The organism is Edaphobacter sp. 4G125, from assembly GCF_014274685.1.
Classification (GTDB): Bacteria; Acidobacteriota; Terriglobia; order Terriglobales; family Acidobacteriaceae; genus Edaphobacter.
In genome coordinates this window covers 3231244-3256698 of record NZ_CP060393.1, presented here as the reverse complement: position 1 = coordinate 3256698, position 25455 = coordinate 3231244, and the positions used below count along the sequence as shown (strand labels likewise).

General features: G+C 56.2%; 21 protein-coding genes. 13 read left to right on the top strand and 8 right to left on the bottom strand.

Annotated elements, in window-relative coordinates:
* The first annotated feature begins 30 nt into the window (after positions 1-30).
* The 7 genes from H7846_RS13520 to atpC are packed head-to-tail and all read left to right on the top strand — an operon-like array spanning position 31 to position 6379.
* Positions 31-498 carry a F0F1 ATP synthase subunit B family protein gene (locus H7846_RS13520; RefSeq protein WP_186692744.1) on the top strand — a complete coding sequence of 156 codons (468 nt, stop codon included), beginning with the start codon at positions 31-33 and terminating at the stop codon, positions 496-498.
* An 11-nt stretch (positions 499-509) separates the two neighbouring features.
* Entirely contained in the window at positions 510-1214 is a 705-nt protein-coding gene (locus H7846_RS13515; RefSeq protein ID WP_186692743.1) for a F0F1 ATP synthase subunit B family protein, read from the top strand.
* Positions 1214-1753, top strand: coding sequence for an ATP synthase F1 subunit delta (atpH, locus tag H7846_RS13510; protein ID WP_186692742.1), 540 nt, complete (start codon positions 1214-1216; stop codon positions 1751-1753). The genes H7846_RS13515 and atpH overlap by 1 nt, the downstream gene beginning before the upstream one ends.
* Positions 1754-1801: 48 nt before the next feature.
* Positions 1802-3343, top strand: a complete 1542-nt coding sequence (gene atpA, locus H7846_RS13505; protein ID WP_186692741.1) for a F0F1 ATP synthase subunit alpha — start codon at positions 1802-1804, stop codon at positions 3341-3343.
* Between the two features lie 2 nt (positions 3344-3345).
* Positions 3346-4437, top strand: coding sequence for a F0F1 ATP synthase subunit gamma (locus tag H7846_RS13500; RefSeq protein ID WP_186692740.1), 1092 nt, complete (start codon positions 3346-3348; stop codon positions 4435-4437).
* Between the two features lie 12 nt (positions 4438-4449).
* Entirely contained in the window at positions 4450-5892 is a 1443-nt protein-coding gene (atpD, locus tag H7846_RS13495; RefSeq protein ID WP_186692739.1) for a F0F1 ATP synthase subunit beta, read from the top strand.
* 55 nt (positions 5893-5947) lie between these two features.
* Complete coding sequence (gene atpC / locus H7846_RS13490) at positions 5948-6379, top strand: ATP synthase F1 subunit epsilon (protein WP_186692738.1); 432 nt, start codon at positions 5948-5950, stop codon at positions 6377-6379.
* Positions 6380-6447: 68 nt separating this feature from the next.
* Here the strand turns inward: atpC and aroE are convergent, their stop codons facing one another.
* On the bottom strand, positions 6448-8115 hold the full coding sequence (gene aroE, locus H7846_RS13485; RefSeq protein WP_255460639.1) for a shikimate dehydrogenase: 1668 nt from the start codon (positions 8113-8115) through the stop codon (positions 6448-6450).
* Positions 8116-8279: 164 nt separating this feature from the next.
* Between aroE and pgeF the strand changes: the two genes are divergently transcribed.
* The 3 genes from pgeF to H7846_RS13470 all read left to right on the top strand — a co-directional run bounded on the left by pgeF (position 8280) and on the right by H7846_RS13470 (position 11517).
* On the top strand, positions 8280-9146 hold the full coding sequence (pgeF, locus tag H7846_RS13480; protein ID WP_186692735.1) for a peptidoglycan editing factor PgeF: 867 nt from the start codon (positions 8280-8282) through the stop codon (positions 9144-9146).
* 48 nt (positions 9147-9194) lie between these two features.
* On the top strand, positions 9195-9779 hold the full coding sequence (locus H7846_RS13475) for a TetR/AcrR family transcriptional regulator (protein ID WP_186692733.1): 585 nt from the start codon (positions 9195-9197) through the stop codon (positions 9777-9779).
* 121 nt (positions 9780-9900) lie between these two features.
* Positions 9901-11517: a DHA2 family efflux MFS transporter permease subunit gene (locus H7846_RS13470; RefSeq protein ID WP_186692731.1), complete on the top strand. Its 1617-nt coding sequence runs from the start codon at positions 9901-9903 to the stop codon at positions 11515-11517.
* Between the two features lie 6 nt (positions 11518-11523).
* Here the strand turns inward: H7846_RS13470 and H7846_RS13465 are convergent, their stop codons facing one another.
* From H7846_RS13465 to sppA, 6 genes are all read right to left on the bottom strand, one after another.
* Positions 11524-14607 carry an efflux RND transporter permease subunit gene (locus H7846_RS13465; RefSeq protein ID WP_186692729.1) on the bottom strand — a complete coding sequence of 1028 codons (3084 nt, stop codon included), beginning with the start codon at positions 14605-14607 and terminating at the stop codon, positions 11524-11526.
* Between the two features lie 4 nt (positions 14608-14611).
* Positions 14612-15712, bottom strand: a complete 1101-nt coding sequence (locus H7846_RS13460) for an efflux RND transporter periplasmic adaptor subunit (RefSeq protein WP_186692727.1) — start codon at positions 15710-15712, stop codon at positions 14612-14614.
* 8 nt (positions 15713-15720) lie between these two features.
* Positions 15721-16989 carry a TolC family protein gene (locus tag H7846_RS13455; protein WP_186692725.1) on the bottom strand — a complete coding sequence of 423 codons (1269 nt, stop codon included), beginning with the start codon at positions 16987-16989 and terminating at the stop codon, positions 15721-15723.
* Between the two features lie 65 nt (positions 16990-17054).
* Positions 17055-17456, bottom strand: coding sequence for a hypothetical protein (locus H7846_RS13450; protein ID WP_186692724.1), 402 nt, complete (start codon positions 17454-17456; stop codon positions 17055-17057).
* Between the two features lie 132 nt (positions 17457-17588).
* A complete protein-coding gene (locus H7846_RS13445; protein WP_186692722.1) occupies positions 17589-17933 on the bottom strand; it encodes an HU family DNA-binding protein in 345 nt (114 codons plus the stop codon).
* 214 nt (positions 17934-18147) lie between these two features.
* Positions 18148-19215: a signal peptide peptidase SppA gene (gene sppA, locus H7846_RS13440; RefSeq protein WP_255460638.1), complete on the bottom strand. Its 1068-nt coding sequence runs from the start codon at positions 19213-19215 to the stop codon at positions 18148-18150.
* A 189-nt stretch (positions 19216-19404) separates the two neighbouring features.
* Between sppA and H7846_RS13435 the strand changes: the two genes are divergently transcribed.
* The 3 genes from H7846_RS13435 (at position 19405) to H7846_RS13425 (ending at position 23652) form a co-directional block, all read left to right on the top strand.
* Positions 19405-20232, top strand: coding sequence for a dolichyl-phosphate beta-glucosyltransferase (locus H7846_RS13435; RefSeq protein ID WP_186692720.1), 828 nt, complete (start codon positions 19405-19407; stop codon positions 20230-20232).
* A gap of 259 nt (positions 20233-20491) precedes the next feature.
* Positions 20492-22627: an NHL repeat-containing protein gene (locus tag H7846_RS13430; RefSeq protein ID WP_186692718.1), complete on the top strand. Its 2136-nt coding sequence runs from the start codon at positions 20492-20494 to the stop codon at positions 22625-22627.
* Positions 22628-22776: 149 nt separating this feature from the next.
* Positions 22777-23652, top strand: coding sequence for a proline dehydrogenase family protein (locus H7846_RS13425; RefSeq protein WP_370561265.1), 876 nt, complete (start codon positions 22777-22779; stop codon positions 23650-23652).
* Between the two features lie 245 nt (positions 23653-23897).
* Here the strand turns inward: H7846_RS13425 and H7846_RS13420 are convergent, their stop codons facing one another.
* Positions 23898-25448, bottom strand: a complete 1551-nt coding sequence (locus tag H7846_RS13420; RefSeq protein ID WP_255460637.1) for an acido-empty-quinoprotein group A — start codon at positions 25446-25448, stop codon at positions 23898-23900.
* Between the last annotated feature and the right edge of the window lie 7 nt (positions 25449-25455).

The following is a 25455-nucleotide window of genomic DNA, read 5'->3' as shown; positions in this document are numbered from 1 at the left end:
TTTTCGGAGCGAACGCGGCCGAACCCCTACATGGACTCGATACTTAATCAACTCGGTGGACTTGTGCTCGGCGCTGTGCCGACGATGGTTCTCTTCATCCTTCTTGTGATCGCGTATGGCCTGCTGGTGCGTCGTCCTCTGGACCGCGTTCTGGCGGAGCGTCATGCTCGTACGGCAGGAGCCGTAGAGCAGGCGAAGGGCGCGATTGCTGCTGCGGAGGCGGAGACCAGCGCGTACGAAGAGAAACTTCGCAAAGCCCGGGCAGAGCTGTTTGAAGCCCGCGAACGCCGGTTGAAGCAGTGGGCTGAGGAGCGTGAGGCGTCCCTGGGGCAGGTTCGCCAGAGTGCTCAGGAGCGTGTGGCTTCTGCGCGTGAGGGAATTGAGCGCAGCGTTTCCGAGGCGAAGGTCCACATTGAAGGTGCAAGCAACGAATTGAGCTCGAAGATTCTTGCCGCCGTTTTGCCGGCGGAGGTCTCCGCGAGAGAGGTGGCGCGGTGAAGGACCTTCGGATGACATGCAAGGCTTTGTTGCCTGCGATCGTGCTGGGAATGCTTCTTGCCGGTCCGGCACCTCGCGTATTTGCCCAGGAGTCGACTCCTGTTGCAGCACAGAGCGCACATGAGGGTTCGCAGTCGGCTGAGGCCGAGAAGCACGAAAAGGAAGAGGACGAGAATGATGCTTATCGTCACTCGGCTGCGGTAAAGGCGCTAGGTGCGAAGCTCGGCCTGGATGCTGAACAGGCTGCTGATGCATTTACCCTCTTGAACTTTATTATTCTCGCCGCTCTTATCGGGTGGTTCATGCTGAAGACGCTGCCGAAGGTCTTTCGCGATCGCAGCTCTGCGCTGGAGAAGCATCTTGTCGAGGCGCGACGGGTCAGCGAAGAGGCGAGCTCTCGTTTGAGCGGAGTCGAAGCCCGGTTGAAGAACCTGGATGAGCAGATTGCAACAATGCGCACACAGGCGGAGAAAGATGCTCAGGCCGAGGAGAAGCGCATGAAGTCCTCTGTTGAGGAGGAGAAGCAGAAGATTCTGGCATCGGCGGAGCAGGAAATATCCGCTGCGGCAGCTCAGGCGCGTCGTCAACTTCAGCAGTATGCCGCCGATCTTGCGGTGGATCAGGCTGCGAAGAAGCTGGTGGTTTCCGCAGAGACCGACCGCTTGCTGGTGCAGGAGTTTGCTCGCAGGCTGGGTGGAGAAGGAGGGCAGAACTGATGTCCGTCGTTGCGCTTCGTTATGCTCATGCCTTTGCCGCCGTGGTTGCAGATCAGAAGTTGGATGCAGGGGCGGTTCAGCAGCAGCTTCAGGATTTTCTTGGTACTTTCGAGGGGAGTCGTGAGCTTCGCGAGGTCCTGACGGATCCGGCGATTCTTCGCGAGCAGAAACTGAAGGTTCTGGATGCGGTTGCTGCGAAGATCGGAATGGTTCCCCAGGTGCGGAATTTTGTGGCCGTGATTATGGACCATGACCGGCTTGCCAATTTCGGAGAGATTCTGGATGAGTATTATGCTGTCGCGGACGAAAAAGCTGGTTTATCCGAGGCGGAGATTGTCAGCGCTCGCGCGTTGAGCGGGGAAGAGCGTTCTGCATTGGAGGCACAGGTTGCGAAGCTGGCCGGTGGCCGGGTTCGTGCGACCTACTCCGAAGATTCCTCGTTGCTGGGCGGGGCGGTGGTTCGAATTGGTTCTCAGGTGTATGACGGTTCCATTCGAGCTCAGCTGGAACGCTTGAAGCATCGTTTGGTGACCGCGTAGCGGTCAGATTCACGAAAGAGATTGATACGAAGCGAGTAGAAGGAAGACATGGCACAGATCAATGCAGGTGAGATAACAGAGCTGCTTCGCCAGCAGATTGAGAACTACGAGCAGAAGATCCAGGTCGACGAGGTCGGCACGGTCATCTCGCTGGGCGATGGTATTGCGCGCATTCACGGCCTCGACAAGGTCATGGCTGGTGAGCTGATCGAGTTTCCGCACAACGTTGCGGGACTCGCCATGAACCTCGATGAGGACCAGGTCGGCGCGGTGCTTCTGGGCGACTACACGGAGCTGAAGGAAGGCGACCAGGTTAAGAGGACAGGTCGCATCATGTCGGTTCCGGTCGGCGAGGCCATGATTGGCCGCGTCGTCAACGCTCTTGGTCAGCCCATCGATGACAAAGGGCCGATCAATACGGACAAGTTCAATCCGGTGGAGCGTCTTGCTCCCGGCGTTATCGCTCGTCAGTCCGTTCGTGAGCCGATGGCTACCGGTATCAAGGCCATCGATACGATGATCCCGATTGGCCGCGGTCAACGCGAGCTGCTTATCGGCGACCGCCAAACGGGTAAGACGGCCATTGCTCTGGATACGATCATCAACTCGGCCAAGAACAACCTGATCTGCATCTACTGCGCGATCGGCCAGAAGCGTTCTTCGGTGGCTCAGGTGGTTCAGACCCTGGAAGAGAATGGTGCGCTGCCGTACACCATCATCGTTGCAGCGACGGCCTCTGAGCCCGCTCCGATGCAGTACCTGGCTCCGTTTGCCGCGACCGCGATTGGTGAGTACTTCCGCGACAATGGCAAGCACGCACTGGTGATCTACGACGATCTTTCGAAGCACGCAGCGTCCTATCGCGAGATTTCTCTGCTGCTCCGTCGTCCGCCAGGACGTGAAGCGTATCCAGGAGACGTGTTCTATCTGCACTCGCGTCTGCTGGAGCGCAGCTCGAAGCTTTCGGACGAGCTTGGTGGCGGATCGCTGACGGCCCTTCCGATCATTGAGACGCAGGCTGGTGACGTTTCGGCCTACATTCCGACGAACGTGATCTCGATTACAGACGGACAGATCTTCCTTGAGACGGACCTGTTCAACTCGGGTGTTCGTCCGGCGGTCAACGTCGGTCTGTCGGTGTCGCGTGTAGGATTCGCCGCCGCGATCAAGGCGACCAAGCAAGTCGGTTCCACGCTGAAGCTGGATCTGGCGCAGTATCGTGAATTGGCTGCATTCGCGCAGTTCGGTTCGGACCTCGATCCAGTGACGCAGCGTCAGCTGAACCGCGGCCAGCGGCTTACCGAGCTGCTGAAGCAGCCCCAGTTCCAGCCGCTTCCGTTTGAGAAGCAGGTTGCGATTATCTTCGCTGGAACGAACGGCCTGCTGGACGATGTTGCCGTCACCGATCTTCGTGCATTCGAAGATGGCCTCTATCCTTATCTTGAGTCGACAGGTTCTGTGTTGGCCGACATCGTCGCCAAGAAGCAGATTGACGATGACATCAAGGGCCGCCTGACTGCCGGGATCAACGATTACAAGGCGACCTTCCTGGCGCAGCGCAAGGAGAAAGAGACGGCGAAGGCCAAGTAACCATGGCAAACGTACTCGATCTACGTCGTCGCATCCGCAGCGTGAAGAACACGCGGCAGATCACCAAGGCCATGAAGATGGTTTCGGCGGCCAAGCTGCGCCGCGCGCAGGAGCGTGCATTGCAGGCACGGCCTTATGCGCAGATGATCTCGAACGTGCTGGAATCGCTGGTGCGTCGTTCCGATATGTACAGCGAGGACACGGGTGATATTCGTCATCCCCTTCTGGTGGAGCGCGAGGAAAAGAGTGCCTTGGTGGTTGTGATCGCCGGAGACAAGGGTTTTGCCGGTGCGTTCAACTCCAACATCACGAAGGCCGCACTGAAGTTTATTCAGGAACGTGCTGCGCGGGGCCAGAACATCGACATCGAGCCGATTGGACGCAAGGCGCGTGATCTGATTGGCAAGAAATATCCCGCAGCGGTCTACGAGAAGAAAGAAGAGCGTTACGATAACGAGCTTTCCACTCACTACGAGGTGATCCGTCATCGTGCGGCCCCGATCGAGATGAGCGGAGATCATCCCGGACTGCTGAATAAGGTTTCCATCGAAGAAGTCAGCCAGTTAACCCATTCGATCATTGAGCGCTACACCCGCGCCGAGATCGATTCGGTCTACCTGGTCTTCAACGAATTCAAGTCTGTGATTGCACAGCGGGTCGTCGTCGAAAAGCTGTTGCCGATTCGCAAACTCGGTACACACGAGATCACTGTGGCTGAGGAGATGTCGGAGGAGCAGAAGGAAGCCGCTGCTCATGCGGCGAAGACGGCAGGCGTGAGCCTGACGGTTCCGGAAGAGTCCGTCATCGAGTCGGAGTCGAAGAAGTTTGGTACAGCCGAGGTGGATTACATCTTCGGACAGGCTCCTGAGAGGCTGTTCCGTCATCTGATGCCGCGCTATGTGACGACGCAGATCTTTCACGCATTGCTGGAGTCGGTTGCGGCGGAACATGCGGCGCGTATGACCGCGATGGATTCGGCGACGAACAATGCGGGCGAGATGATCGACGCGCTTTCGCTGGAGATGAACCGTGTGCGTCAGGCGGCGATTACAAAGGAAATTATCGAGATTGTGAGCGGAGCAGCTGCTCTCTAACGAAAGAGACCTATGGCAGAGAATATTGGAAAAGTGATATCGATCAGCGGCCCAGCCGTTGACATTCAGTTCGAAGAGTCGAAGATGCCGGCGATCTATCAGGCTGTTCGGATCGTCAGCGATGGCTTCGATGTTCCTCACCCGATGGACGTCGTTGTCGAAGTGCAGCAGCACCTGGGCGAAGGCCGTGTGCGTTGCATCGCCATGGTGGCGACCGAAGGCATGGTCCGCGGCATGAAGGCCATTGACACAGGCGCACCGATCACCGTTCCCGTGGGGCGTGAGACGCTGGGCCGTGTGCTCAATGTTCTCGGTGAGCCCGTCGACGAACTCGGCCCGGTCAATGCGAAGCACCATCTGCCCATTCACCGTCAGGCCCCCGCGTTCGACGAGCAGTCGACGCAGGAAGAGATGTTCGAAACCGGCATTAAGGTTGTCGACCTGATCCTACCCTTCTTGAAGGGCGGCAAGATCGGTCTGTTCGGCGGCGCCGGCGTAGGCAAGACCGTCGTCATTCAGGAGCTCATCAACAACGTTGCTTCGAAGCATGGTGGCTTCTCGGTGTTTGCCGGCGTGGGTGAGCGTACCCGTGAAGGAAATGACCTCTGGCACGAGTTCCAGGAGTCCGGCGTTATCGATCCGAGAGACTACAACAAGTCCAAGGCCGCACTGATCTATGGTCAGATGACCGAGCCGCCGGGAGCCCGTCTGCGCGTTGCTCTCACCGGCCTGACGGTCGCTGAGTACTTCCGCGACAACGAGGGTGCAGACACCCTGCTGTTTATCGACAACATCTTCCGCTTCACGCAGGCCGGTTCCGAGGTTTCTACGCTGCTGGGCCGTATGCCCTCGGCCGTGGGATACCAGCCGAACCTTGCGACGGAGATGGGACAGCTGCAGGAGCGCATCACCTCGACCAAGAAGGGATCGGTCACCTCGGTGCAGGCGGTCTACGTTCCGGCCGACGATATCACTGACCCGGCCCCGGCGACGACCTTTGCTCACCTCGACGCGACCATGCTTCTCTCGCGTCCACTATCTGAGCTTGGTATCTATCCCGCTGTGGACCCGCTGACCTCGACCTCGCGTATTCTCTCGGCCCGCATTGTGGGCCAGGAGCACTACGACGTTGCTCAGGGTGTGAAGAAGATTCTGCAGCGCTATAAGGACCTTCAGGACATCATCGCCATTCTCGGTATCGACGAACTTTCGGAAGAGGACAAGATTACGGTGGCCCGCGCCCGCAAGGTGCAGCGCTTCTTGTCGCAGCCCTTCCACGTAGCAGAAATCTTTACCGGTATTCCCGGCGCCTACGTGAAGGTGGAAGACACGATCCGTTCCTTCAAGGAGATCATCGAAGGCAAGCACGATGATATTCCCGAGCAGGCCTTCTACCTGAAGGGCGGCATCGAGGACGTTCTGGCGGCAGCCGAGAAGATGAAGGCATCAGCCTAAGGTAAGCAAGCGTATCGCGGTTGATACGCAAGGAGAGAAGAGTTAGAAGCGATCCATGGCAGATACAAACCAATCCGGTCTTCTAGTTGTCCGTCTGGTAACGTCGGACCGCGTTCTGGTGGACACGACTGCGGAAGCTGTCGAGTTGCCCTCCATGTCCGGCTACATCGAGGCTCTTTACGGCCACGCGCCTTTGCTGGGCGAGCTGGGAGCAGGCGAGGTCCGGCTGCACGGCGGCGCTTCGGGAAATCAGAAGTTCTTCGTCGCCTGGGGCTTTGTGGAAGTGCTTCCGGAACGTGTCACGATTCTTGCTGAGAATGCTCTTCGTCCAGAGGAGATCAAGCTTGACGAGGCCCGGGCCGAGCTCGCCGCAGGCGAGAAGCTATGGCAGGAGGCAGGAGATGATGGCGAGAAGTATGACGAGGCCTATGCTCTGACCCGCCAGGCGGAAGAGAAGATCGCCTCGGCGAGCGGCCAGCGTTCCTAGTTTCCTTTGTTTCAAACGATAAGCCACCCCAAATGGGGTGGCTCTTTTTTTGTGATTCTGAAAGACGTCTAGGAGGCCTTCTTCCGCTTTGCAGATGTGGCCTTCGTCGCAGTCGTAGTCTTGGTTGCAGCCGTAGCCTTGGTCGTAGCGGAGGATTTAGCCGCAGCGGGGGCTGGTTCGGCAGATGTAGCCGCTGCTTCCGCTTGCTGGCGCAGTGCGTGAATGACCACGCGAAGCATCTCTTCTTCGGGTGCTGGTTTTCCTGTCCAGATCTCGAACTGGCGAGCGCCCTGCTGAACAAACATCTCCACTCCGGTAATAAAAGGGATGCCTTTCTGACGGGCGAGGCGGATCAAAGGAGTCTCAAGCGGGTTATAGACGAGATCGAAGACGAGCCTGGTATTGAGGTCCTTCGCATCAAGAAGCTGTGCGCCTTTCTGTCCTGCCATACCGACTGGAGTGGCATTGATCACGACGTCGAACGCCGATTTTGCGACAGCATCTTTTTTGATCGATTTGGAACCAGACTGACGAGCCAGCTTCTGCGCTGTCTCAGGGGTGCGGTTCAGGATAAAGACCTCCGCGCCCTTATCGCGCAGACCAAAGACAGCAGCCCGCGCGGCTCCACCGGCTCCGAGTACCAACACCTTCGCGCCACGGAGAGACATCCGCTTTTCCAGCGGACCCACGATTCCGGCGACATCGGTATTGAAGCCGTAGAGCTTGCCATCCTGCGCGCGCAACACGGTATTGCAGGCTCCGATCTTTGCGGAGAGTGGATCGGTGTTCGCCAGGTAGGACATGATTTCCTGCTTGTGCGGCATCGTGACGCTGAGCCCCTGGATTGGGATTTCCTGCACGAGCTTCATCAGGTCGCTTACCTTCGTGGCCTGTAAAGCGAGATACACCGCATTGACCGTCTCGCGGCGAAAAGCAGTGTTCATCATGATGGGTGAAAGAGAGCTTCGGACAGGGTTTCCGGCAACGCCATACACCTTTGTGGCCGCGTCGACCTGATCGACCCGATAGGTTTCAATCAGTGTACGGGCGGCGATCTGCCCTGGGCCGGTTTCCTCGCCCTGGGTGGCTGCGGCAAAGGTGAAAGCCGATCCTGCGCGCAATCCCAGAACGCGGGAGATAAGGCCCGCTTCTCCCATGCAGATGCCGATAATGTTGGCGTTATCGTTCATGCGCTCCATAAAACGCATGAGAGTGACGTTATCGGAGAGGCTTTTGGCTGTGGGGACGATCTTGATGAAGTCTGGCTGGAAGGGGGCGATTCGCTCGTAGACCTTGTCGAGGTCCTTGGTCGAGTTGAAATCGTGATGGCTAATAATCAGTCCGACGCCTGTATCGCGAAGTTTCTGAAACTCTCCCTTTTTAAGGACTTCTGCCGACTCAAGCTCCAGGTCGACGATATGGAAGCCTGACGAGGCTGCTTTGATAAGGACTTCCATTTCGGCTGCAAGAGGACCCTTGAATTTGCCTCCGTTCGGGGCGCGTCGACAGGTGGCAATGCCGGTGGCGGCGCTATTATCGGCAAAAAATTGCTTAAGCTTCGGGAGCGCGGTCAGGGGCTTTTCCAAGTAGTCCAATCGGAACTCGAGGAAGGAGGTCTCTTTTACAACAGCATTCGCCTTTTCAATCATTTCGGCGGCGGTCGATCCGATAATGGCAACGCAAATCTTGCCGATGCGGGTACGGAGAAGTTGTGTGGCTGCGGTGGGAGTAGGCACGTTCGCTCTCATTTTCTACAATCGCGGTATCTTACAAAGCATCGATTTCAGATGCAAATTTTTATTGATAAACAAGATGATCATTTCGGCAGTTTGAGCCCTTCAGCGGAAAGACGGAAGCACGGAGAGAGGTCATCTTTTATCAAACTTAGAATGAATAGATTATGGCAGAAATTGAAGTAATACAGATTCCTCAATGGCAAAATCTCTCCTGGCTACGGCATGGGTTCAGTACCCGAAGCGGTGGAGTTTCAGCGGTTTACGGGACTCCATCCTTGAATCTGGGATGGACCAAAGAAGATGATCCCGCTAAAGTTGCTGAAAATAGAAGGCTTTTGGTTGAACAGGTGGGCAGGGTAGCGAAAGAGGAACCTCCTATGAAGTTAGTGACGGTTCGCCAGGTCCACGGAAACGTGATTCATCGGGTGAAAGCAAAAGATGCCTGGTCAGACCGTCTGGAGACCCCGGAGGGCAAGGCGGTCCTTGAAGGGGACGGCCTGGTCACGAATGATTCGGGAATCCTGCTGGGGGCAGGGACTGCCGATTGTGTGCCGGTATTGCTGGTGAATGCTGCAAATCGGACCGTAGGGGCCTTCCATGCCGGATGGCGAGGGACGGCGGCGCGAATTGTGCAGCATGGCGTTGAAGTGATGCGGAGGGAGTTTGGCTCACGACCGGAAGACCTTCTGGCGGCCGTAGGGCCCAGCATCGGCTCCTGCTGCTACACCGTCGGGGAAGAGGTCAGGGAGAAATTTGGCGCGGAGTTTCCTTACGCCGCCGAGCTATTCCACGTAGTTCAGGCAAAGGATGGAGCGGAGCAGTTGAGAGTTGATTTGTGGGAAGCGAACCGGCGGCAGCTTATGGCGGCGGGAGTTTCTGAGGAAAGAATCACAGTGGTGGCAGAGTGCACGTCGTGCGCTGTGGATCGTTCCGGACAGCGCAAGTATTTTTCGCATCGCGCCGATGCTGGACGGACCGGACGGATGCTGAATATGATCGGGATTGTCGAGAGCGGGCAGCAGGGAAGATAATATGAGACCAAACGGTTTCTTTTGTCATCCATATGAGAGATGGGACACATGAACAAAGGGGAAGAGACACGGCAGAAGATCATTGCGGCGGCGGCGCCTCTATTCAACAAGCAGGGCTATGCCGGATGCGTGATCAAGGACATTATGGCTGCGACGGGGCTTGAGAAGGGTGGGATTTACCGGCACTTCGAGAGCAAGGAAGAGATCGCTGCCGAAGCGTTCGAGTATGCCTGGACGGTGAGCTCCGCTCATCGACGTCGCGGCATGGATGAGATTCCGAACCACGTCGACCGCCTGAAGCACTACATTGCGGGATTTGGGACACGGTCGAGCATCCCGGGTGGATGTCCTCTGTTGAATACGGGTGTGGATTCGGACAATGGGAATCCCATTCTGCGAGAACGAGTGCGAAATGCGCTGCGGGAATGGCAAAGCATGCTCAAAACTGTTCTGGCTGATGGAATCGCTGCGGGAACAGTGCGGAAGAACGTTGATATTGAAAAGGCTTCGAGGCTGATTATCACGACGTTGGAAGGCGGTATGTTCGTAAGCCGCATCGAGAAGAACGATCAGGCCCTCAAGGATGCGATGGAGCATCTGGATATCTATCTCGAATCCCAGGTTCGGGCTTAATCAAGGCTCCAGTCCCTTTCGTCACAGAAACTGAATTTTGCAGAATCCTGGCAGAGGCAGCTTACATCCCATGTTTATCTCTTGATGCGACCAATTGGTCGCTTTTTGAAAGAAGGCAGAGATGGGTGCAGTCCAGGTATTGGCTCCTCCGCGCGCAGCGGTTGCGAAGAAGGCCGTCAACCCGTGGGTGATCGCCCTTACGGTAACGCTGGCGACATTCATGGAGTTGTTGGACACGTCCATCGCGAACGTGTCCTTGCCGCATATCGCAGGTGGCCTGGGGCGCAGCTTCGACGAGGTGACCTGGATTCTGACGACGTATCTGGTGGCCAACGCCGTGGTGCTGCCGATGAGTGCGTGGTTAAGCCGGGTCTTCGGAAGGAAGAACTATTACATGGCCTGCGTGGCCCTGTTTACCCTGACGTCGTTCTTCTGCGGCATTGCTCCGTCGCTTGGTGTGCTGCTGCTGAGCCGCGTGTTGCAGGGGATTGGTGGGGGAGGGCTTGCGCCGGTAGAACAGGCGATCCTGGTGGATACGTTTCCTCCCGCGAAGCGAGCTTCGGCTTTTGCTCTTTATACGGTGGCGATCGTGACGGCTCCTGCGATTGGACCTGTTCTCGGCGGTTGGATCACGGACAACTACAACTGGCGATGGGTATTTTTGATCAATATTCCGGTGGGGATTCTCTCGCTCTACCTTACGAACCGTTTTGTCAGTGATCCTCCTGTCTTCAAAGAAGAGCGGGAGAAAGCCAAGAAGAATGGTCAGTTCAAGATTGATGGTGTTGGAATCGGCCTGATTGCTCTGGGTTCGGCTGCATTGGAAATTATGCTGGACCGCGGCCAGATCGATGACTGGTTTGGGAGCCGCTTTATCTGCTGGTTGTTTGCTATTGCTCTGGTGTGCTTTGCGGTAGCGATTTACTGGGAGCTGAAGACGGATGATCCGATTATTGAACTGCGTCTGCTGCGTTATCCGAATTTCGCGATTGCGTCGGTGTTCTACTTCATCTTCGGTTTCGGGTCTTTTGCTACAGCGGCCATGATCCCCCAGATGTTGCAATCGCTTTATGGATATCAGGCTGTCGATGCAGGACTCGTCCTGGGGCCGGGAGCCTTTGTTATTACGGTACTGGCTCCAGTGGGAGCACAGCTGGTTCAACGGAAGATCGTACATCCTCGAATGCTGCTGGCCTTCAGCCTGGTGACGATTTCGGCCTCGATGATCTACTACAGTGGCCTGACTCTTCAGACGGATTACTGGCACTACGCGTTTGCCAGAGCGTTTCAGGGTTTGGGTTATGCCTTCTTCTTCGTGCCGCTCACGGTCGTTGCCTATTCGCAATTAAAACCCAACGAGAACAATCGCGCATCGAGTCTGACTAACCTCTTCCGCAACTGGGGTGGCAGCTTCGGAATTTCGTTTGCGACCACGATGAGCGAACGGCGGCAGAGCTTCCACCAGTCGGTGATGTCGGCGAATCTGCCTGCTTCAGGAGCATGGCTACAAGATTCGATTCGTCAGACGACGAATTATCTGATGACGCAAGGGTATTCGCATGCAGATGCCGTGAGAGCCGCGACTCTGCGCTACTACAACCAACTGACGGCGCAGACCAGCCTGCTGGGGTTCATGGATGTGTTTCGCGCCATCGGCTGGGTGACGCTCGCGGTTACGCCACTGCTGTTCTTCCTCCAGAAGTTTCAGCTTAGCGGCAAGCCCTCTGGCGGGCACTGAGGCGGATTACTCCGCCTCAATGCTGCCGGTGGCTGTGAAGGGTCGTGTTGGCGGCTTACGCAGCAGTAAAGGCATGATGAACAGAATTGCGATGATGGTTGTTGCCATGCCTCCTACGACGACGCGCGCGAGTGGTTGCTGTGCCTGGGCGCCGATGCCATTGGATAAAGCAGCAGGGAGCAGCCCCAGGCCAGCGGCCATGCAGGCCATGACAACGGGGCGCATCTCGTCAACGCATCCGTGTTCGAGTCCCGTTCCATCGACGCTTTCACGTTGGGCGCGGCGCACTCCTGACATGAAGACGACAGCACCCAGCGTGGCTACGCCGATCAGCGAGGTGAAGCCAACTGCTGCGGAGATGCTGAAGGGAGTATGGGTGAGGAAGAGTGAGACGGTGCCCCCCACAGCCGCGAAGGGAAGTGTTGCGACTACGATGAGTGCGTCCTTCCATGTGCCGAACTGCATATAGAGCAGAATGACAATAATCACGAGCGAGATGGGAATGATGACTGCGAGTCTCGCCTGTTCCTTGCGGAGTGAATCAAACTCGCCCGCCCAGGTGTAGTCATAGCCAGTCGGCATGGGAACCTGCTGCTTGAGCTTCGCCTGTAGCTCGGTGATGGTGGTCGCGAGGTCTCGTCCGCGTACCGAGAATTTGATGGGGATGTAACGGCGGCCTCCTTCACGGAAGATCTGAAAGCTGCCCTCGCGGATCGAGACATCCGCAATCTGTGCCAGCGGAATCTTACCGCCGTCGACAGTAGGAATAAGGATGGCGCGAACGGCTTCAGGCGTAGAGCGATTGGCTTCGGGATAACGTACCGTAAGGTCGAAGCGACGATCTCCCTGGATCACCTGGGTGACAGGTGCTCCGCCGACGGCGGCCTGGACCACGGCATTAATATCTCCTGAGAGGATGCCGTATCGTGCTGCACGTGCGCGGTCGATCTGGATGACGAGAGAGGGCTGTCCTCCGACTTTGAAGACGCCCACATCCGCAACGCCAGGAATGGATTCCATGGTCTTCTCAATCTTGCTCGAAAGAAATGTCAGCGTATCGAGATCGTCGCCGAAGAGCTTCAGCGAGTTCTCGCCTTTTACGCCAGACATTGCTTCTTCCACGTTGTCCTGAATGTTCTGTGAGAAGTTGAGTTCAATGCCAGGAAAGCGCGAGAGGCGTCGGTTGATCTCATCGATCAGCTTTGGCTTGGTCAGACCAGGCCGCCATTCTTCCTGAGGCTTAAGCGTGACCGACACCTCAACATTGTTGAAGGTAGAGACGTCCGTTCCATCATCGGGGCGTCCCATCTGCGAAACCGTTTGGGTGACTTCAGGAGATTCGGCGATCAGAGCACGCAACTGATTTGCAATGTTCACCGAGGTGTCGAACGAGACATCCTGTGGAAGCGTGGCACGAATCCAGAGATTGCCTTCTTCCAGCGGAGGCATGAATTCGCCTCCGACAAGGACAAAGCAGAGCACTCCAATTCCCAGCATTGCAGCAGCGCCGATCCAGACTAGACGAGGGAAGCGGAGGGAGTGACGCAGCGTGCTTTCGTAGCCATTCTTCAGGCGACGGCTGAGCCATGTGTATCCGTCACCGACCTTCTGCTCTGCTGGAGCCGTCATGTATCCGAGCACTGGAGCGAAGATCAGCGCGAACAGCAATGCGCCCATCAATGCGAAGCCATAGGTGACCGACATGGGCGAGAAGATCTGCCCCGCGACTCCCTGCATGGTGAAGAGAGGGATGAAGGCGATAAGAATAATCGCCGTTGAGAACAGAACAGGGCGCGCAGCATCGGTTACGCCTTCGACGATCAGATCGCCGGTTTGTTCTCCGGGGACTCGGCGGGAGAGTTTGCGATAGATGCTCTCGAGCACGATGATCGACGAATCGACCAGGATGCCGAAGTCGATTGCGCCGATAGAGATAAGATTTGCTGAACGGCCTGTGAGCACCATCATGCCGAAGGCAAAGAGCACGGCAAAGGGAATCGTGACTGCGGCAATGAAGGTGATGCGCAGATCGCCAAGCATGGAGAGCAGGACCAGTGTTACGAGAACAAGTCCGGTGAAGATGACCTCGCGAACCGTGTGCGTTGTACGATTGATGAGGTTTGTCCGATCGTAGATAGTGCTGATGTGCATTCCTGGCGGGAGGAGACTTCCGGAGTTGAGACTGGCGATCTTTTCCTTAAGCGCCTTCAGCGCTGGAAGTGACTTCTCTTCTTTTTGCAGAAGGACAATTCCAAGGACGATGTCGTTGTCTTTACCGCGTCCTACCTGACCGAGGCGAGGCTGGAAGCCTTCGCGAACGTTTCCTATATCGCCAACCGTAATGGGTGCGCCATTCTTTTCTGCAACGACGATGTGGGCAATGTCTTCGATCGAGTGTACCTGGCCCAGCGCGCGGACATTGATGTTCTGGTTTCCTAGCTGAACGTAGTTTCCGCCGGCATTCGCATTCGACGATTGAATGGCGTTGAGAACCTGCGGGAGTGTAACGCCATAGCTGAGCAGGCGGTTTGGATCGGCCTCGACCTGATACTGGCGCGTGGTTCCGCCAAAGGTGGTGATATCGATAATGCCAGGAACCTGCTTCAGCTCACGGCGTACCAGCCAATCCTGCGTGGCTTTGATCTCGTTGAGGGTGTAACCCGGACCTGTGAGTTGATAGCGATAGATCTCGCCGATGGGCGACCAAGGGGAAAGCTGCGGTTGCAGGTTGTTGGGAAGCTGCAAAGTTTGCAGGCGATTCAGCACTTCCTGGCGATCGCGAAAGTAGTCCGAGTCAAAGCTGAAGTAGAGCTTCACATCGGAGAGCCCGAAGATCGAGATAGAGCGAACCTGAGCGAGATGTGGCGTGCCGTTCAGTGTTGTTTCGACAGGAACGGTCACCTGCTGTTCCATTTCTTCGGCGGACCACGACGGATTCTGCGTGATGATTTCGACCAGCGGTGGAGAAGGATCGGGATAGGCCTCGATATCGAGGCGTGAAAGCGCGAAGCCTCCAGCAGCAAGCATGACCGCAAAGAGGATGAGGATGATAGCGCGGTAGCGGATGAAGAGACGAATCAATGCCTGCACGCGATCACTCCCCGTTGTTGGGACGAAGCAGTGCTCCGCCGGATGTGACAACCTTTTCGCCGTCGTTGATGCCGGTCAGGATCTCGACGCTCTTGATCGTTCCTGAATCAAATCTGCGGCCTATCGTGACCGGGCGTTGTTCGTATTTGCCGGATGCGTTCACAACAAAGACGGAGGTTTTCTCGCCATCGTGCAGTACAGCGGTCGCCGGTAGGATGATGGTGTTGCGTTCGGCTCCGGGGATGCGAATCGTCGCAAACATGTCTGTCTTCAGCGTGTGCTTTGGATTCGGAAGAATTACGCGCAGCTTGAGTGTGTGGGTATTGGGATCGATGGCATCGCCGATATTGGCGATGCGTCCTGTGAGGTCCAGCCCGGGATAAGCGGGAACGACGACCTGCACCTCGCGGCCCGGTTTCAGAGTTGCCAGGTCACGCTCGAAGACGTCGCCGACGGTCCAGACCGAATCAATGTTTGCGATCGTAGCAATGGGAGTTGCGTTATCGAGCGATCGTTGCATCTCGCCGGTTGCTGTGCCGATGTCGAGCACCACGCCGGAGATTGGCGCACGTAGCGCCACCTCATCCGAAGTGTTGTTCTCGGAGAACCCTAATTCGTGGATGCGCTGGCGTGCCCGATCCAACTCGGAATGAGCGCTTTGATCGGTTGCTTCCAACTCGTAGTAGTCGGCCTGCGACAGCACTTCGTGGTCGAGCAGCAATTTGCCTCGTGTTAAAGCACGGTCTGCGCGAAGTACTTCGATCTTTGCCTTCTCGAAGTCCGAACGGGCAGCGGCGATATCGCTGCTCTGGAGCGTTGCGACGACATCTCCTTTCTTGACCTCCTGGCCTGGAAGCACCCGCAGCCCGAGCATTCGTCCGCTCAGGGGAGGGAAGACGCGGACTACACGCGAGGGATCGGCTTCGATGTGCGCCGGGAGCTCAAGAAAGTCGGTGCCTTGTTTCATGTGCGCAATCGCCGTTTCGATTCCGGCATTTGCGGGCTGCTGTGCATCAGTAGAAGCTGGCGCAGATGATTTGCATGCAACGATAGGCATCGCAATAAGCGCAAGCAGAAGCAGGGATTCAATTCGTATCGTATTCATGCGGTCCTTTATGGGACGATGTTCGTCGCAGTGGCAAAGCTAAGTTGGTGAATGGCCAGCCAGACCTGAGCATTGGCTGTAAGGCTGCTGAGGCGGATGGCGCGATAGTCGCGCAGCGCCGAGAGGTAGTCGAGCAGAGTTGAATTGCCGTTGCGATAGCTGAACTGCAAGTTGTCGCGGACATGCGCAGCTTCGTCGAGATAGTGACTGTTGTAGCGATGGGACATCTTCTGCGCGGTATCGAGGGCCATCCATGCCTGATCGACATCAGAGACGACCTGGTTGCGCGCCGCGGTAACGGCAAGGCGGCTGGATTCGACCTCGTAACGCGTCCGCACCTTCTCCCCTTGATTGCGATCGAAGATTCGTAACGGGATGGCAAGACTTACACCGAAGGAGTTGTCGATACCGTTGCGGTCGTATTCGGTTGAAAGCGTTGGGTCCGTAGTTCCGCCTGCGATCGCGAGGCGCGCTTCGGCCTCAGCGGCGGTCAGGGCCTGTCGTGCTGAGAGATAATCCGGACGCGAGGCAAGGGCCTGGTTTTCCACCTCAGTAAGGGTGACAGGGATCGGTGGTGGAGTCAGGCTCCCCACGATATCCAGTGTGTTCGTTGGATGATCGATGCCGAAAAGCAGTTGAAGCTGCGCGGAGGCTTGTTGCAGTGCCAGTTGAGCGTTATCCGCATCGGCTTCGAATTGCGCCTGTTGCAGGTCGATCCGTTCAAAGTCGGTGCGGGTGATGTCTCCGGCATCGAGCCTTGCCCGGCTCAGATCGACGGTCTTGCGGTAGTCGGTCAGGTTTTCCTGGGCCACTGCGAGAGAGTCTTTGGCCAGCAACATATTGGTAAAGGCCTGACGAACAGCCAGCACGAGCTGCCGCTGCTGATCGTGATATGCACTCTGTGTCGAGTCAGCCGTCGCTGTCGCCGATTCCAACCGCCATCGACGTTTCTGCCCACGTTCGAAGAGTCGAGACACTGTTGCTGAATAGAAAAATGGATTTCCATTTGGTGGCGGAATCTCAGGGAGCGTAACGCCCTGTCCATAGAGAGTGAGATTCGGATTCTGACGGAGTCCAGCTGTGATCTTGTTGGCCTCGACTGCGGAGACATGTTGCTGTGCCGAGAGCAGCATGGGGTTTGCAGCTAACGCACGCGCCTCGGCCTGCTGCAGCGTAAGCGGCGTAGACGGAGATGCGGCAGCAGGGGTTTGTGCCACAAGCACGGGCGCGACCAAAAGGGCGACGGCACCGACAGCACGAAATGCTTTCAGAATCATGCCTACCTTCGAATTAGAAAAAAGGGAGAAAACAGGGAAAACTTAAAAATTCTCTGTAAGAAGAGCTAAGCGGACAGAGAAACCATGGGAGGAGGGCGGACCCCTACACTGCGGGCAAAGCCATCGGCCAGTCTCCGAAGAGAGGCCTGAATGCTGAATCGCGACATCCAGATGAAAAGAACTGCCAGGCAGAAGCAAAGCAGAATTGCGAGAATTCCAATCTCGAGGAGAGCGGAGATATCTTGTGTCAGGGGTAGCGGAGGCATCTCGCTGCGACGAACCAAATGCTCGAACTCAGCCGATGGGTTACCCATTGCCCCAAGGTCGTCGGTGATCGAGATGACGGGGAAAAGTAGAACCAGCAGAAGAATCAGTGCGATGAAGGTGTTCCAGTTCGATTTTGTGTGTCCACGTCGAACAGCCTGTATCCACACGAGGATCATGGTGAGCGAGATAGAAAACCACACAAAATTGAGAAACAGCTCCACGCCCTCACAGTATAGAGCATCCCGTACGACGGGACAGGAGCACTTTAACCAACGAAGTCATGGCTCTACGTTGTGTGAGCCATGACCTTCTCGGTGAAAAATCAAAATTCGTTACATCGCTGGCGGATGGTGTGGATCGACCTTATTCGTACTTGCAGACCGTGGCGACGATTTTACGCCGCTCGGATTGACCAGGTCGCGCAGTTCTTTTGAAGGCTTGAAAAAGGGAACTCGCTTAGCCGGCACGTCGACTTTCTCGCCGGTTTTTGGATTGCGGCCAGTGCGCGCATTCCGCTGCCTAGTACGAAAACTTCCGAAACCACGAATCTCAATTTTGTCACCAGCCTTCAGGGCTCCGATGACAGATTCAAAGAGCGTATCGACGATCACCTCGCCATCGCGCCGTGTGAGGTCGCCGAGGGCGGTTACTTTGTCGACAAGATCGGCCTTGGTCATGAGCGGGTCCTTTCAATCAGGGAGGGTCGAGCAGGCAATTCCCAAAAGCACCGGCCTACTGACTTGATTATAAATGGGATGCATCTCATCACTGAAAGGAAACTCGAAGTGATGCGGAATCTGAAAGAATATCTCCCGGCCCGACCTCTAACAGTTAACAGTAGGAGGTCTTTAGAGGTCTGACCACGCCCTCTAAAGACCAGCGGACTACCACTTACTTCCACATGAAATAGAACCCGGGGGCTCGGTTCAGAAGCTGGCTCGGGTTGGGGAAGAGATCTTCGCCGTCGTCCGTCAGAACTGCGAGCAATCCACGCTTATTCTTGGCGGGTCGCACAATGGAGGGCTCCCCTGAGATTCCAACTTCGCGGGCTGTATCCATCAGGGCAGTACGGAATCCTCCTACCCGGTCGATCAGCCCCAGCGAGAGAGACTGCTCGCCAGTCCAAACCTGCCCCGTAGCCAAAGGTTTGATCTTGTCGTCGGTCGTCTTCCGCCCGATGGCAACATCATGTACAAACTGCGAGTACATGTTATTTACAAGCCCCTGAAAATAAGCCTGTTCCTTGGGAGTCAGATCGCGACTTGGATCGCCGGCGTCCTTTAGTTCTCCTGCCGTAATTGTGATGTTCTTCAGCTTGGCCCATTTGAGCAGGTCGCCGTAGTTCATCCATTCCATGATGACACCGATCGAACCCACGACCGATGCCTCATTGGCATAGATCCGGTCACATGCGCTGGCAATGTAGTATGCGCCCGAAGCTCCTACGCTCTCTACCGAGGCAATAATCTTTTTGTGCTTTTCCTTCCGGACGCGCAGGACCTCGTGATAGATCTCCTGTGACGCTGCGGCTCCGCCACCAGGAGAATTAATGTGCAGGATGATGGCCTTGACGGAAGAGTCATCACCAAACTTGCGGAGCTGCGCATTGATTGCTTCCGGAGAAAGGATCACCCCGGTGATGTCGATGACGGCGATCCTGTCTTCTCCAAGCCCCAGACCGGAACCGTTCCCACCTTGAACCGACCGCATCATGAGCCAGAACATGCCGCTGAGCACCAGGCAGATTGCGGCGAACGATCCACCAATGGCCAGAACATAGAACCAGGGTGAGCGGTTTACTCTGGGCGCAGGCCGGTACACTGGGGGGAGTGGGCTCCCCGCGTAGGAATAGGGATTCGCCGGAGGAGCATATCCTCCGAACTGCGGCGGCGGGGGCGGCGGAGGTGAAGGTGGCTGTTGCGGATAATCGTCCGGCATGTTGTGGAGTGTAGCAGGCACTCTCCAAACACTGAAGCTCTACAAGGAAATCGCTCCGGAAGACCTTATTTTGAGTGGGAGATCTGTTGATTTGAAACAGAAATAGATATTCATCCGTCCAATCATTGCAGTATGATGAACGGCGATATCGGTCCCCACCATACTGTAATCTGCAGGACTTTTTCTCCCTAGGAAGGCTGGCTTCGCGCAATGGCGCACCCCGAATTGAGCATTGTGATCCCCGCTTATAACGAAAGCGCTCGCATTGAGAGTGCGCTGGAACGTGTTACGTCCTGTATCGCGGAGCAGGGGTGGAACGCCGAAGTCCTGGTGGTGGATGATGGATCGTCCGATAATACCGCTCAGATCGTGCAGCACTGGATGCAGACCCATCCGCGCCTCCACCTGATTCAGAATCCGGGGAATCGTGGAAAAGGTTACTCCGTTCGCAATGGTCTTCTGCAGGCAGCCGGGGATATCGTGATGTTTACAGACGCCGATCTTTCCGCCCCCATGGAAGAGGCCGAAAGGCTGATTACTGCTATCCGCGAAGGAGCGGATGTGGCCATCGGTTCGCGTTGGCTCGATCGCGCCCGGCAGACGATTCATCAGCCGCTCTATCGTCAGTTCTTCGGGCGATGTTTCAACTGGATCACTCGCACCGTGATGGGGCTTCCTTTCAAAGACACGCAGTGTGGGTTCAAAGCCTTTAAGCGTTCTGCGGCCCAGGTCATTTTTCGGTTGCAGACCATTGAGCGTTGGGGCTTCGATCCTGAAATTCTGTTTATCGCGCGGAAGCTGGGATATCAGATTCGCGAGGTTCCCGTGACCTGGGGGCATGACGAGCGCAGCAGGATCAGCTATCTGAAAGATGGTATGAAGATGCTGCAGGATATGGCCCACATTCGCTCCAACTCTCTGGCTGGGCGTTACGACAAAGCCATCGCCGCGATGCGCGACACTACGTCGATGGTCACGCGGCCGGTCCCGCTGGCTCCTGTGCATTCCGCAACCCAGGACTCCAGCCTGGTCAAGTAACTGCGCAGAGGAAATTAATTCTCTTTTTTAGTTTTCCTCTGCAAAGGCCTGCATTATTTATGTAAACTCTCCATATTCCTCCCCCGCTGAGTTTTGCACGCGCTCTACCGCGCAGGATTGTTGAACTTGGCTTTCTCCGGATCGATCGAGCATCCCGCCAACGTGTGTTTTCTCCTTGGTTATGTTTTATTTGCGCATCTTTGTTGCACTTTTCCCTTGAGTCGCCTTGAACGATAAGACGAGTTAGCCAAGGAGCTTTATGTATTGGAAGAAATCCCTGGGTGGGATGTATGTTTGTGTGGCCCTGGCCCTTACAGGCTGTGGCGCCGGAGTCTTTCCAACCTCTTCACTGCTCTCTGGTGGGTCTGGAAGCAGTGGGACCACAACGACACCTTCGAAGCCACCTTCAACGGGAGCTCCCTCTGATCCACCGGCCGCGAGTGGAGGGCAATCGCCTTCAACGGGTACAACGACTCCTCCGTCGACAGGAACTCCTTCGCCGCCAACAACCGGTACAACGACTCCGCCAGCAACGGGAACCACAACGCCACCTTCGAGCGGAAGCGGTTCGACACCTCCGTCGACGGGAACTACAACTCCTCCCTCATCCGGAGGTGGCGGTACCACACCACCTTCGTCTGGTGGTTCTGGAACTACAACGCCTCCCGTTACGGTTCCCCCTGCAATTTCAGGTCACGTATATAGCGGGCCAGGGAGTAATCATCCCATCTCGGGAGCAACGATCTCGCTCTATGCCGTAGGAACCTCTGGCTATGGTGCAGGAGCTACCTCGCTGCTTCAAGGCGCGTCGATTCTTACCGCAAGCGATGGGTCTTTCTCCCTTGATGGCGCATACACCTGTCCGTCAGCCACAACACAGGTCTATTTAGTAGCGACTGGTGGCAATGCGGGAACGGGAGCGAATTCCGGCATCACACTGCTGTCTGCGCTTGGAGCATGCAGCAACATCGCTTCTTCGACCATTGTAGTGAACGAGATCACCACGGTTGCCAGCGCCTTTGCTTTATCTCCATTTCTCAGTTCCGTCGGTACCGCTGTTGGGAGTAGTAGCAGTAATGCGATTGGCCTGTTGAATGCCTTTCGGACTGCGAATAACCTCTACGATGGTGCAACGGGTCAGATCCGTGCGAAGACACTAGCGGGCAACGGGACCATTCCTACAAACAAGATCAATATTCTTGCGAATCTGCTCGCCAACTGTGTTCAGTCTGTAAGCGGAGCGGCCAGCTGCTTGAACCTTTTCCAGGCCACCTCCTTTGGAGGATCGAATCCCGGTAATACCTTTGCCGCAATTCTGAACATAGCGCTTCATCCAGGATTGAGTCTGCAATTAAATCAGGGCTCACTCCCGCTGAGTGGTCCATATCAGAATCCCGTTGCAGGCGCGCCAAGCGATTGGACGCTCAGCGTCGAATACACTGGCGGCGGTCTCAATTATGGGCAGCTCATCGCAGCCGACGGCTCGGGAAATATTTGGGTTCCGAACTCCTCTGATCCAGGGACTCTGAGTAAGTTTGGTCCCGCCGGCGAACCACTTTCCGGAAACGCAGGATTTACTGGCGGCGGCCTGAGCTATCCCCTGGCCGTGGCGATCGATCAAGCCGGCAATGTGTGGGCCGCGAATGAAGGCAACAGTACTGTGAGCGAACACAGCGCAAGCGGAGCGCCGCTGTCTGGCTCCGGCTTCGCAACCAGCGGACTCAAGCTGCCTTATGCTCTTGCTCTCGACAGTGATGGGAATGTTTTTACTGCCAATGGCGATAACACGGTGACGAAGCTGAACTCCTCCGGTGGTTCCGCGGGACAGTTCCAGCAGGGAGGACTCGACTTCCCTTATGCGGTAGCCGTCGATACTTCCAAAAATCTTTGGGTCGCAAACTACGGTTACAGCAATAGCGTCAGCAAATTCGCAAACGATGGAACCGTGATCGCTCCGAATGGTTATACCGGCGGAGGCATTAATGGTGCGGTTGGTATTGCTCTCGATGGCAATGGAAATGTCTGGGTCTCCAGCTTCGACAGCCCTATTGTCAGCAAGTTTAGTTCGAGCGGTACACCACTCTCTGGTTCGGGATATACGATTCCGGCGGGAGCAGCTTCCATCGCTGTTGATGGAGGCAACACTGTCTGGACTGCGAACTCCGATGGCTCCATCAGTCACTTCGCGAACTCAGGTATGTTGCTTTCACCTGCAACGGGATTTATCGCTGATCGCGCGACCGCTGGCGTGGGGATCGCTATCGATGCTTCGGGGAACGTGTGGACATCGGACAACTCTGTCAACAGCCTGTTCGAGTACATCGGAGTTGCTACTCCTACCGTGACTCCGTTGCAGGTTGCGGTAAAAAACAATCAGATGGGGAAGAGGCCCTAAGAGATATTTCTTCGGGTATTCCCTGACTCAGGCAATCAAGGCCCTCTCTTCATAGACGTGGCACAATACTCAGTGCGGCCTGTTGGTGTGCCGCACTGAGGTGTCTACCCTTGCTTCGATCTTTTTTCATCGGCCTCTCGCAAAACAGAGTGGCGAGAAGATTCGCCGAGCGTTCCTCGATCGGACGAACCATGTCGAGCCGGTTTGTCGCTGGTATGACAGTTGGAGAGGCGCTTAACGTTTGCGAACGCATCAACCGTGAAGGGATCGCTGTCACGCTGGATGCATTGGGAGAGAGCGTCAACCAGGAATCGGAGGCGCGGGCTTCGGCGGATGTCTACCACCAGATGCTCGATGCAATTGCACCCCACGGACTGAAGGCGAATGTCAGCGTAAAGCTTTCTCAGATGGGAATGGATTTCGATCCCGCGCTCGCCGAGAGGATCGTGGGAGAGATGGTGGAGCACGCATCGCGTGTTGGCTCCTTTGTCAGGATCGACATGGAGGGCAGCCCCTACACGGAAGCGACGATTGCCATCACTGAACGGCTTCATGCACAGTACCCCGGTTGTGTCGGGACCGTGCTGCAGGCTTACCTTTTTCGGACCGAAAGCGATGCCGAACGTTTGCTGAAGCAGGGAATCCGCATTCGCCTCTGCAAAGGTGCGTACAAAGAACCTGCCGAGATTGCGTTTCCGCTCAAGACAGACGTTGACGCCAACTACGTCAAGCTGGCGCAGCGCTTGATAACTTCGGGAGTTTTTTGTGGAATCGCAACACACGATGAAGCGATCGTCGAAAAGCTGTTGGCCTTCGTTCGCGAACAGCATGTTCCTAAGGATGCTTTCGAGTTTCAGATGCTGTACGGAATCCGTCGCGACCTTCAGCGCAGGCTTGTGAAACAGGGCTTCGGAGTTCGCGTCTACGTTCCATTCGGCCCGGAATGGTATCCCTACTTCATGCGCCGCCTGGCGGAAAGGCCCGCGAATGTTCTCTTCCTGATGAAGAACTTTCTGAAGAGTTAGAGACGTTATGCCCTTTTAAGGGCAAGTCATCCACATCAAGGATGTCGAGGGACCTGCGTTTGCTTATACCAATTCGTCGTCAGAGACATCCTGCAAACTACAGACCCTTCGACTCGCCTACGGCTCGCTCAGGATGACACCAGCTTCGGACAATTAATTAAAGTAAAGAACAGAACTCGGCCCTATAAAGGCTAAGAGCCTTCAGAGATGTTTCACGCAGGAGATCGACCTGGTGAGGATTCCTGTCACTTTGTGTTGGAACCCTCTGGTAGTACCCAGGCAAACTGAACTCCGCCGCTGCCGATGATGACATACTGTCGTCCATCCAGCTCGTAGCTGATGGGCGAAGTCGCGATCCCGGAACCCGTCTGGGCGTGCCACAACGTTTTTCCTGTAGCTGTATCCAGCGCGAGAGCATTGCCAAGAGAGTCGCCGGTAAAGGTCAGGCCCGAAGCGGTTGTCAGAACTCCTGTCGAAGCCCCTCTGCCAATCTCATGGGTCCAGCGAATCTTGCCGGTTTGATAGTCAATGGCTTTGATCGCTCCCTTACCCCATACGCCATAGTCAGCGCCTGACCACCCATACGTTCCATCCGCTGGCTTCGAAAAGTAGATGCTGTAAGCGTCTCGTGCGCTGACGATAAACAAGCCGGTTTTCGGATCAAAGCTCGGCGACCGGTAGTTCGTTGCTCCGCCCTCATCGGGAGCAATCAGTCGTCCGTCCGGCGCGGGTTCCTTCGCCGGGTTTGGAATGGGACGCCCATCTTTATCCAGACCAAGTGACCAGTTGACGGCGCTGTAGGGAACCGTCAGCAGATTTTTGCCATTGGTTCGATCCAACACAACGAAGTATCCATTGCGCGAGGCCTGCATCACCATCTTTCGCGGCTGTCCCTTGAAGGTCCCGTCGACCAGCACTGGAACCTCTGCTGCATCCCAATCGTGGGTGTCATGCGGCGAAACCTGAAAGGCCCAGGTCAGCTCTCCTGTGTCGGGGTTCAGGGCGACGATACTGCATGTGTGAGGATCATCGCCCGGCCGCGTGGCAGCCGTCAGTACCGGTGTAGGATTGCCTGTGCCCCAGTAGATCAGGTTCAATTCTGGATCGTAGGTCCCCGTCATCCAGGTCATGCCGCCCGTCAGATTGGGAGGTGTGCTGTCCCACTGCCACTGTTGCTTGCCTGTCTCTGGATCGAAAGATTTGAGATATCCGTGCAGGTTGTCGAAGTCGCCCGAGACCCCAATGATTACGTGGTTCTTTACGACGAACGGCGACATGGTTGTCCAGTAACCTTTACTGACATCGGCGACCTCGACATTCCATTTGACCGTGCCGGTCTTGGCGTCGAGACAGACCAGGTGACCGTCTGGGGAGAGGAAGTAGATCGCCCCTTTATAGGCTCCTACGCCGCGCTGCCCGATATGCAGGCCTTTGTTGGGCGGATAGGTGTAGTGCCATAGCAGATGACCAGACCGCGCATCGATGGCCCACACATGATCCGGCAGTGTGAAGTAAAGAACGCCGTCGATCAAAAGAGGGCTGGACTTGAGCTCTCCCTGGATGCCTGTCTGAAACGCCCAGGCGAGTGTCAGTCCCTTCACATTCTGCGGAGTGATCTGAGCAAGGCGGGTATGGCGCTGTCCCGTGTAGTCTCCGTGGTAGAGCGGCCAGCTATCTGGTCCTGGCTTTAACAGAGCTGCGTTGTCAGGAGCCTGTGCCGCAGCCATGCCTGCGGAAGAGAATGCCAGTATCAAGGCAAAGCGCGCCAGGTTCCCTCTCATCTTCAATGGGTTCATAGTCTCT

What these genes read in the sequence shown, in the direction of transcription:
- H7846_RS13420 (WP_255460637.1), bottom strand. Translation starts at nt 25,448, where the DNA reads ATGAACCCATTGAAGATGAGAGGGAACCTGGCGCGCTTTGCCTTGATA.
- H7846_RS13455 (WP_186692725.1), bottom strand. Translation starts at nt 16,989, where the DNA reads ATGATTCTGAAAGCATTTCGTGCTGTCGGTGCCGTCGCCCTTTTGGTC.
- H7846_RS13445 (WP_186692722.1), bottom strand. Translation starts at nt 17,933, where the DNA reads ATGACCAAGGCCGATCTTGTCGACAAAGTAACCGCCCTCGGCGACCTC.
- H7846_RS13470 (WP_186692731.1), top strand. Translation starts at nt 9,901, where the DNA reads ATGGGTGCAGTCCAGGTATTGGCTCCTCCGCGCGCAGCGGTTGCGAAG.
- pgeF (WP_186692735.1), top strand. Translation starts at nt 8,280, where the DNA reads ATGGCAGAAATTGAAGTAATACAGATTCCTCAATGGCAAAATCTCTCC.
- H7846_RS13475 (WP_186692733.1), top strand. Translation starts at nt 9,195, where the DNA reads ATGAACAAAGGGGAAGAGACACGGCAGAAGATCATTGCGGCGGCGGCG.
- atpD (WP_186692739.1), top strand. Translation starts at nt 4,450, where the DNA reads ATGGCAGAGAATATTGGAAAAGTGATATCGATCAGCGGCCCAGCCGTT.
- H7846_RS13435 (WP_186692720.1), top strand. Translation starts at nt 19,405, where the DNA reads ATGGCGCACCCCGAATTGAGCATTGTGATCCCCGCTTATAACGAAAGC.
- atpH (WP_186692742.1), top strand. Translation starts at nt 1,214, where the DNA reads ATGTCCGTCGTTGCGCTTCGTTATGCTCATGCCTTTGCCGCCGTGGTT.
- atpA (WP_186692741.1), top strand. Translation starts at nt 1,802, where the DNA reads ATGGCACAGATCAATGCAGGTGAGATAACAGAGCTGCTTCGCCAGCAG.
- H7846_RS13430 (WP_186692718.1), top strand. Translation starts at nt 20,492, where the DNA reads ATGTATTGGAAGAAATCCCTGGGTGGGATGTATGTTTGTGTGGCCCTG.
- H7846_RS13500 (WP_186692740.1), top strand. Translation starts at nt 3,346, where the DNA reads ATGGCAAACGTACTCGATCTACGTCGTCGCATCCGCAGCGTGAAGAAC.
- H7846_RS13520 (WP_186692744.1), top strand. Translation starts at nt 31, where the DNA reads ATGGACTCGATACTTAATCAACTCGGTGGACTTGTGCTCGGCGCTGTG.
- atpC (WP_186692738.1), top strand. Translation starts at nt 5,948, where the DNA reads ATGGCAGATACAAACCAATCCGGTCTTCTAGTTGTCCGTCTGGTAACG.
- H7846_RS13460 (WP_186692727.1), bottom strand. Translation starts at nt 15,712, where the DNA reads ATGAATACGATACGAATTGAATCCCTGCTTCTGCTTGCGCTTATTGCG.
- H7846_RS13515 (WP_186692743.1), top strand. Translation starts at nt 510, where the DNA reads ATGACATGCAAGGCTTTGTTGCCTGCGATCGTGCTGGGAATGCTTCTT.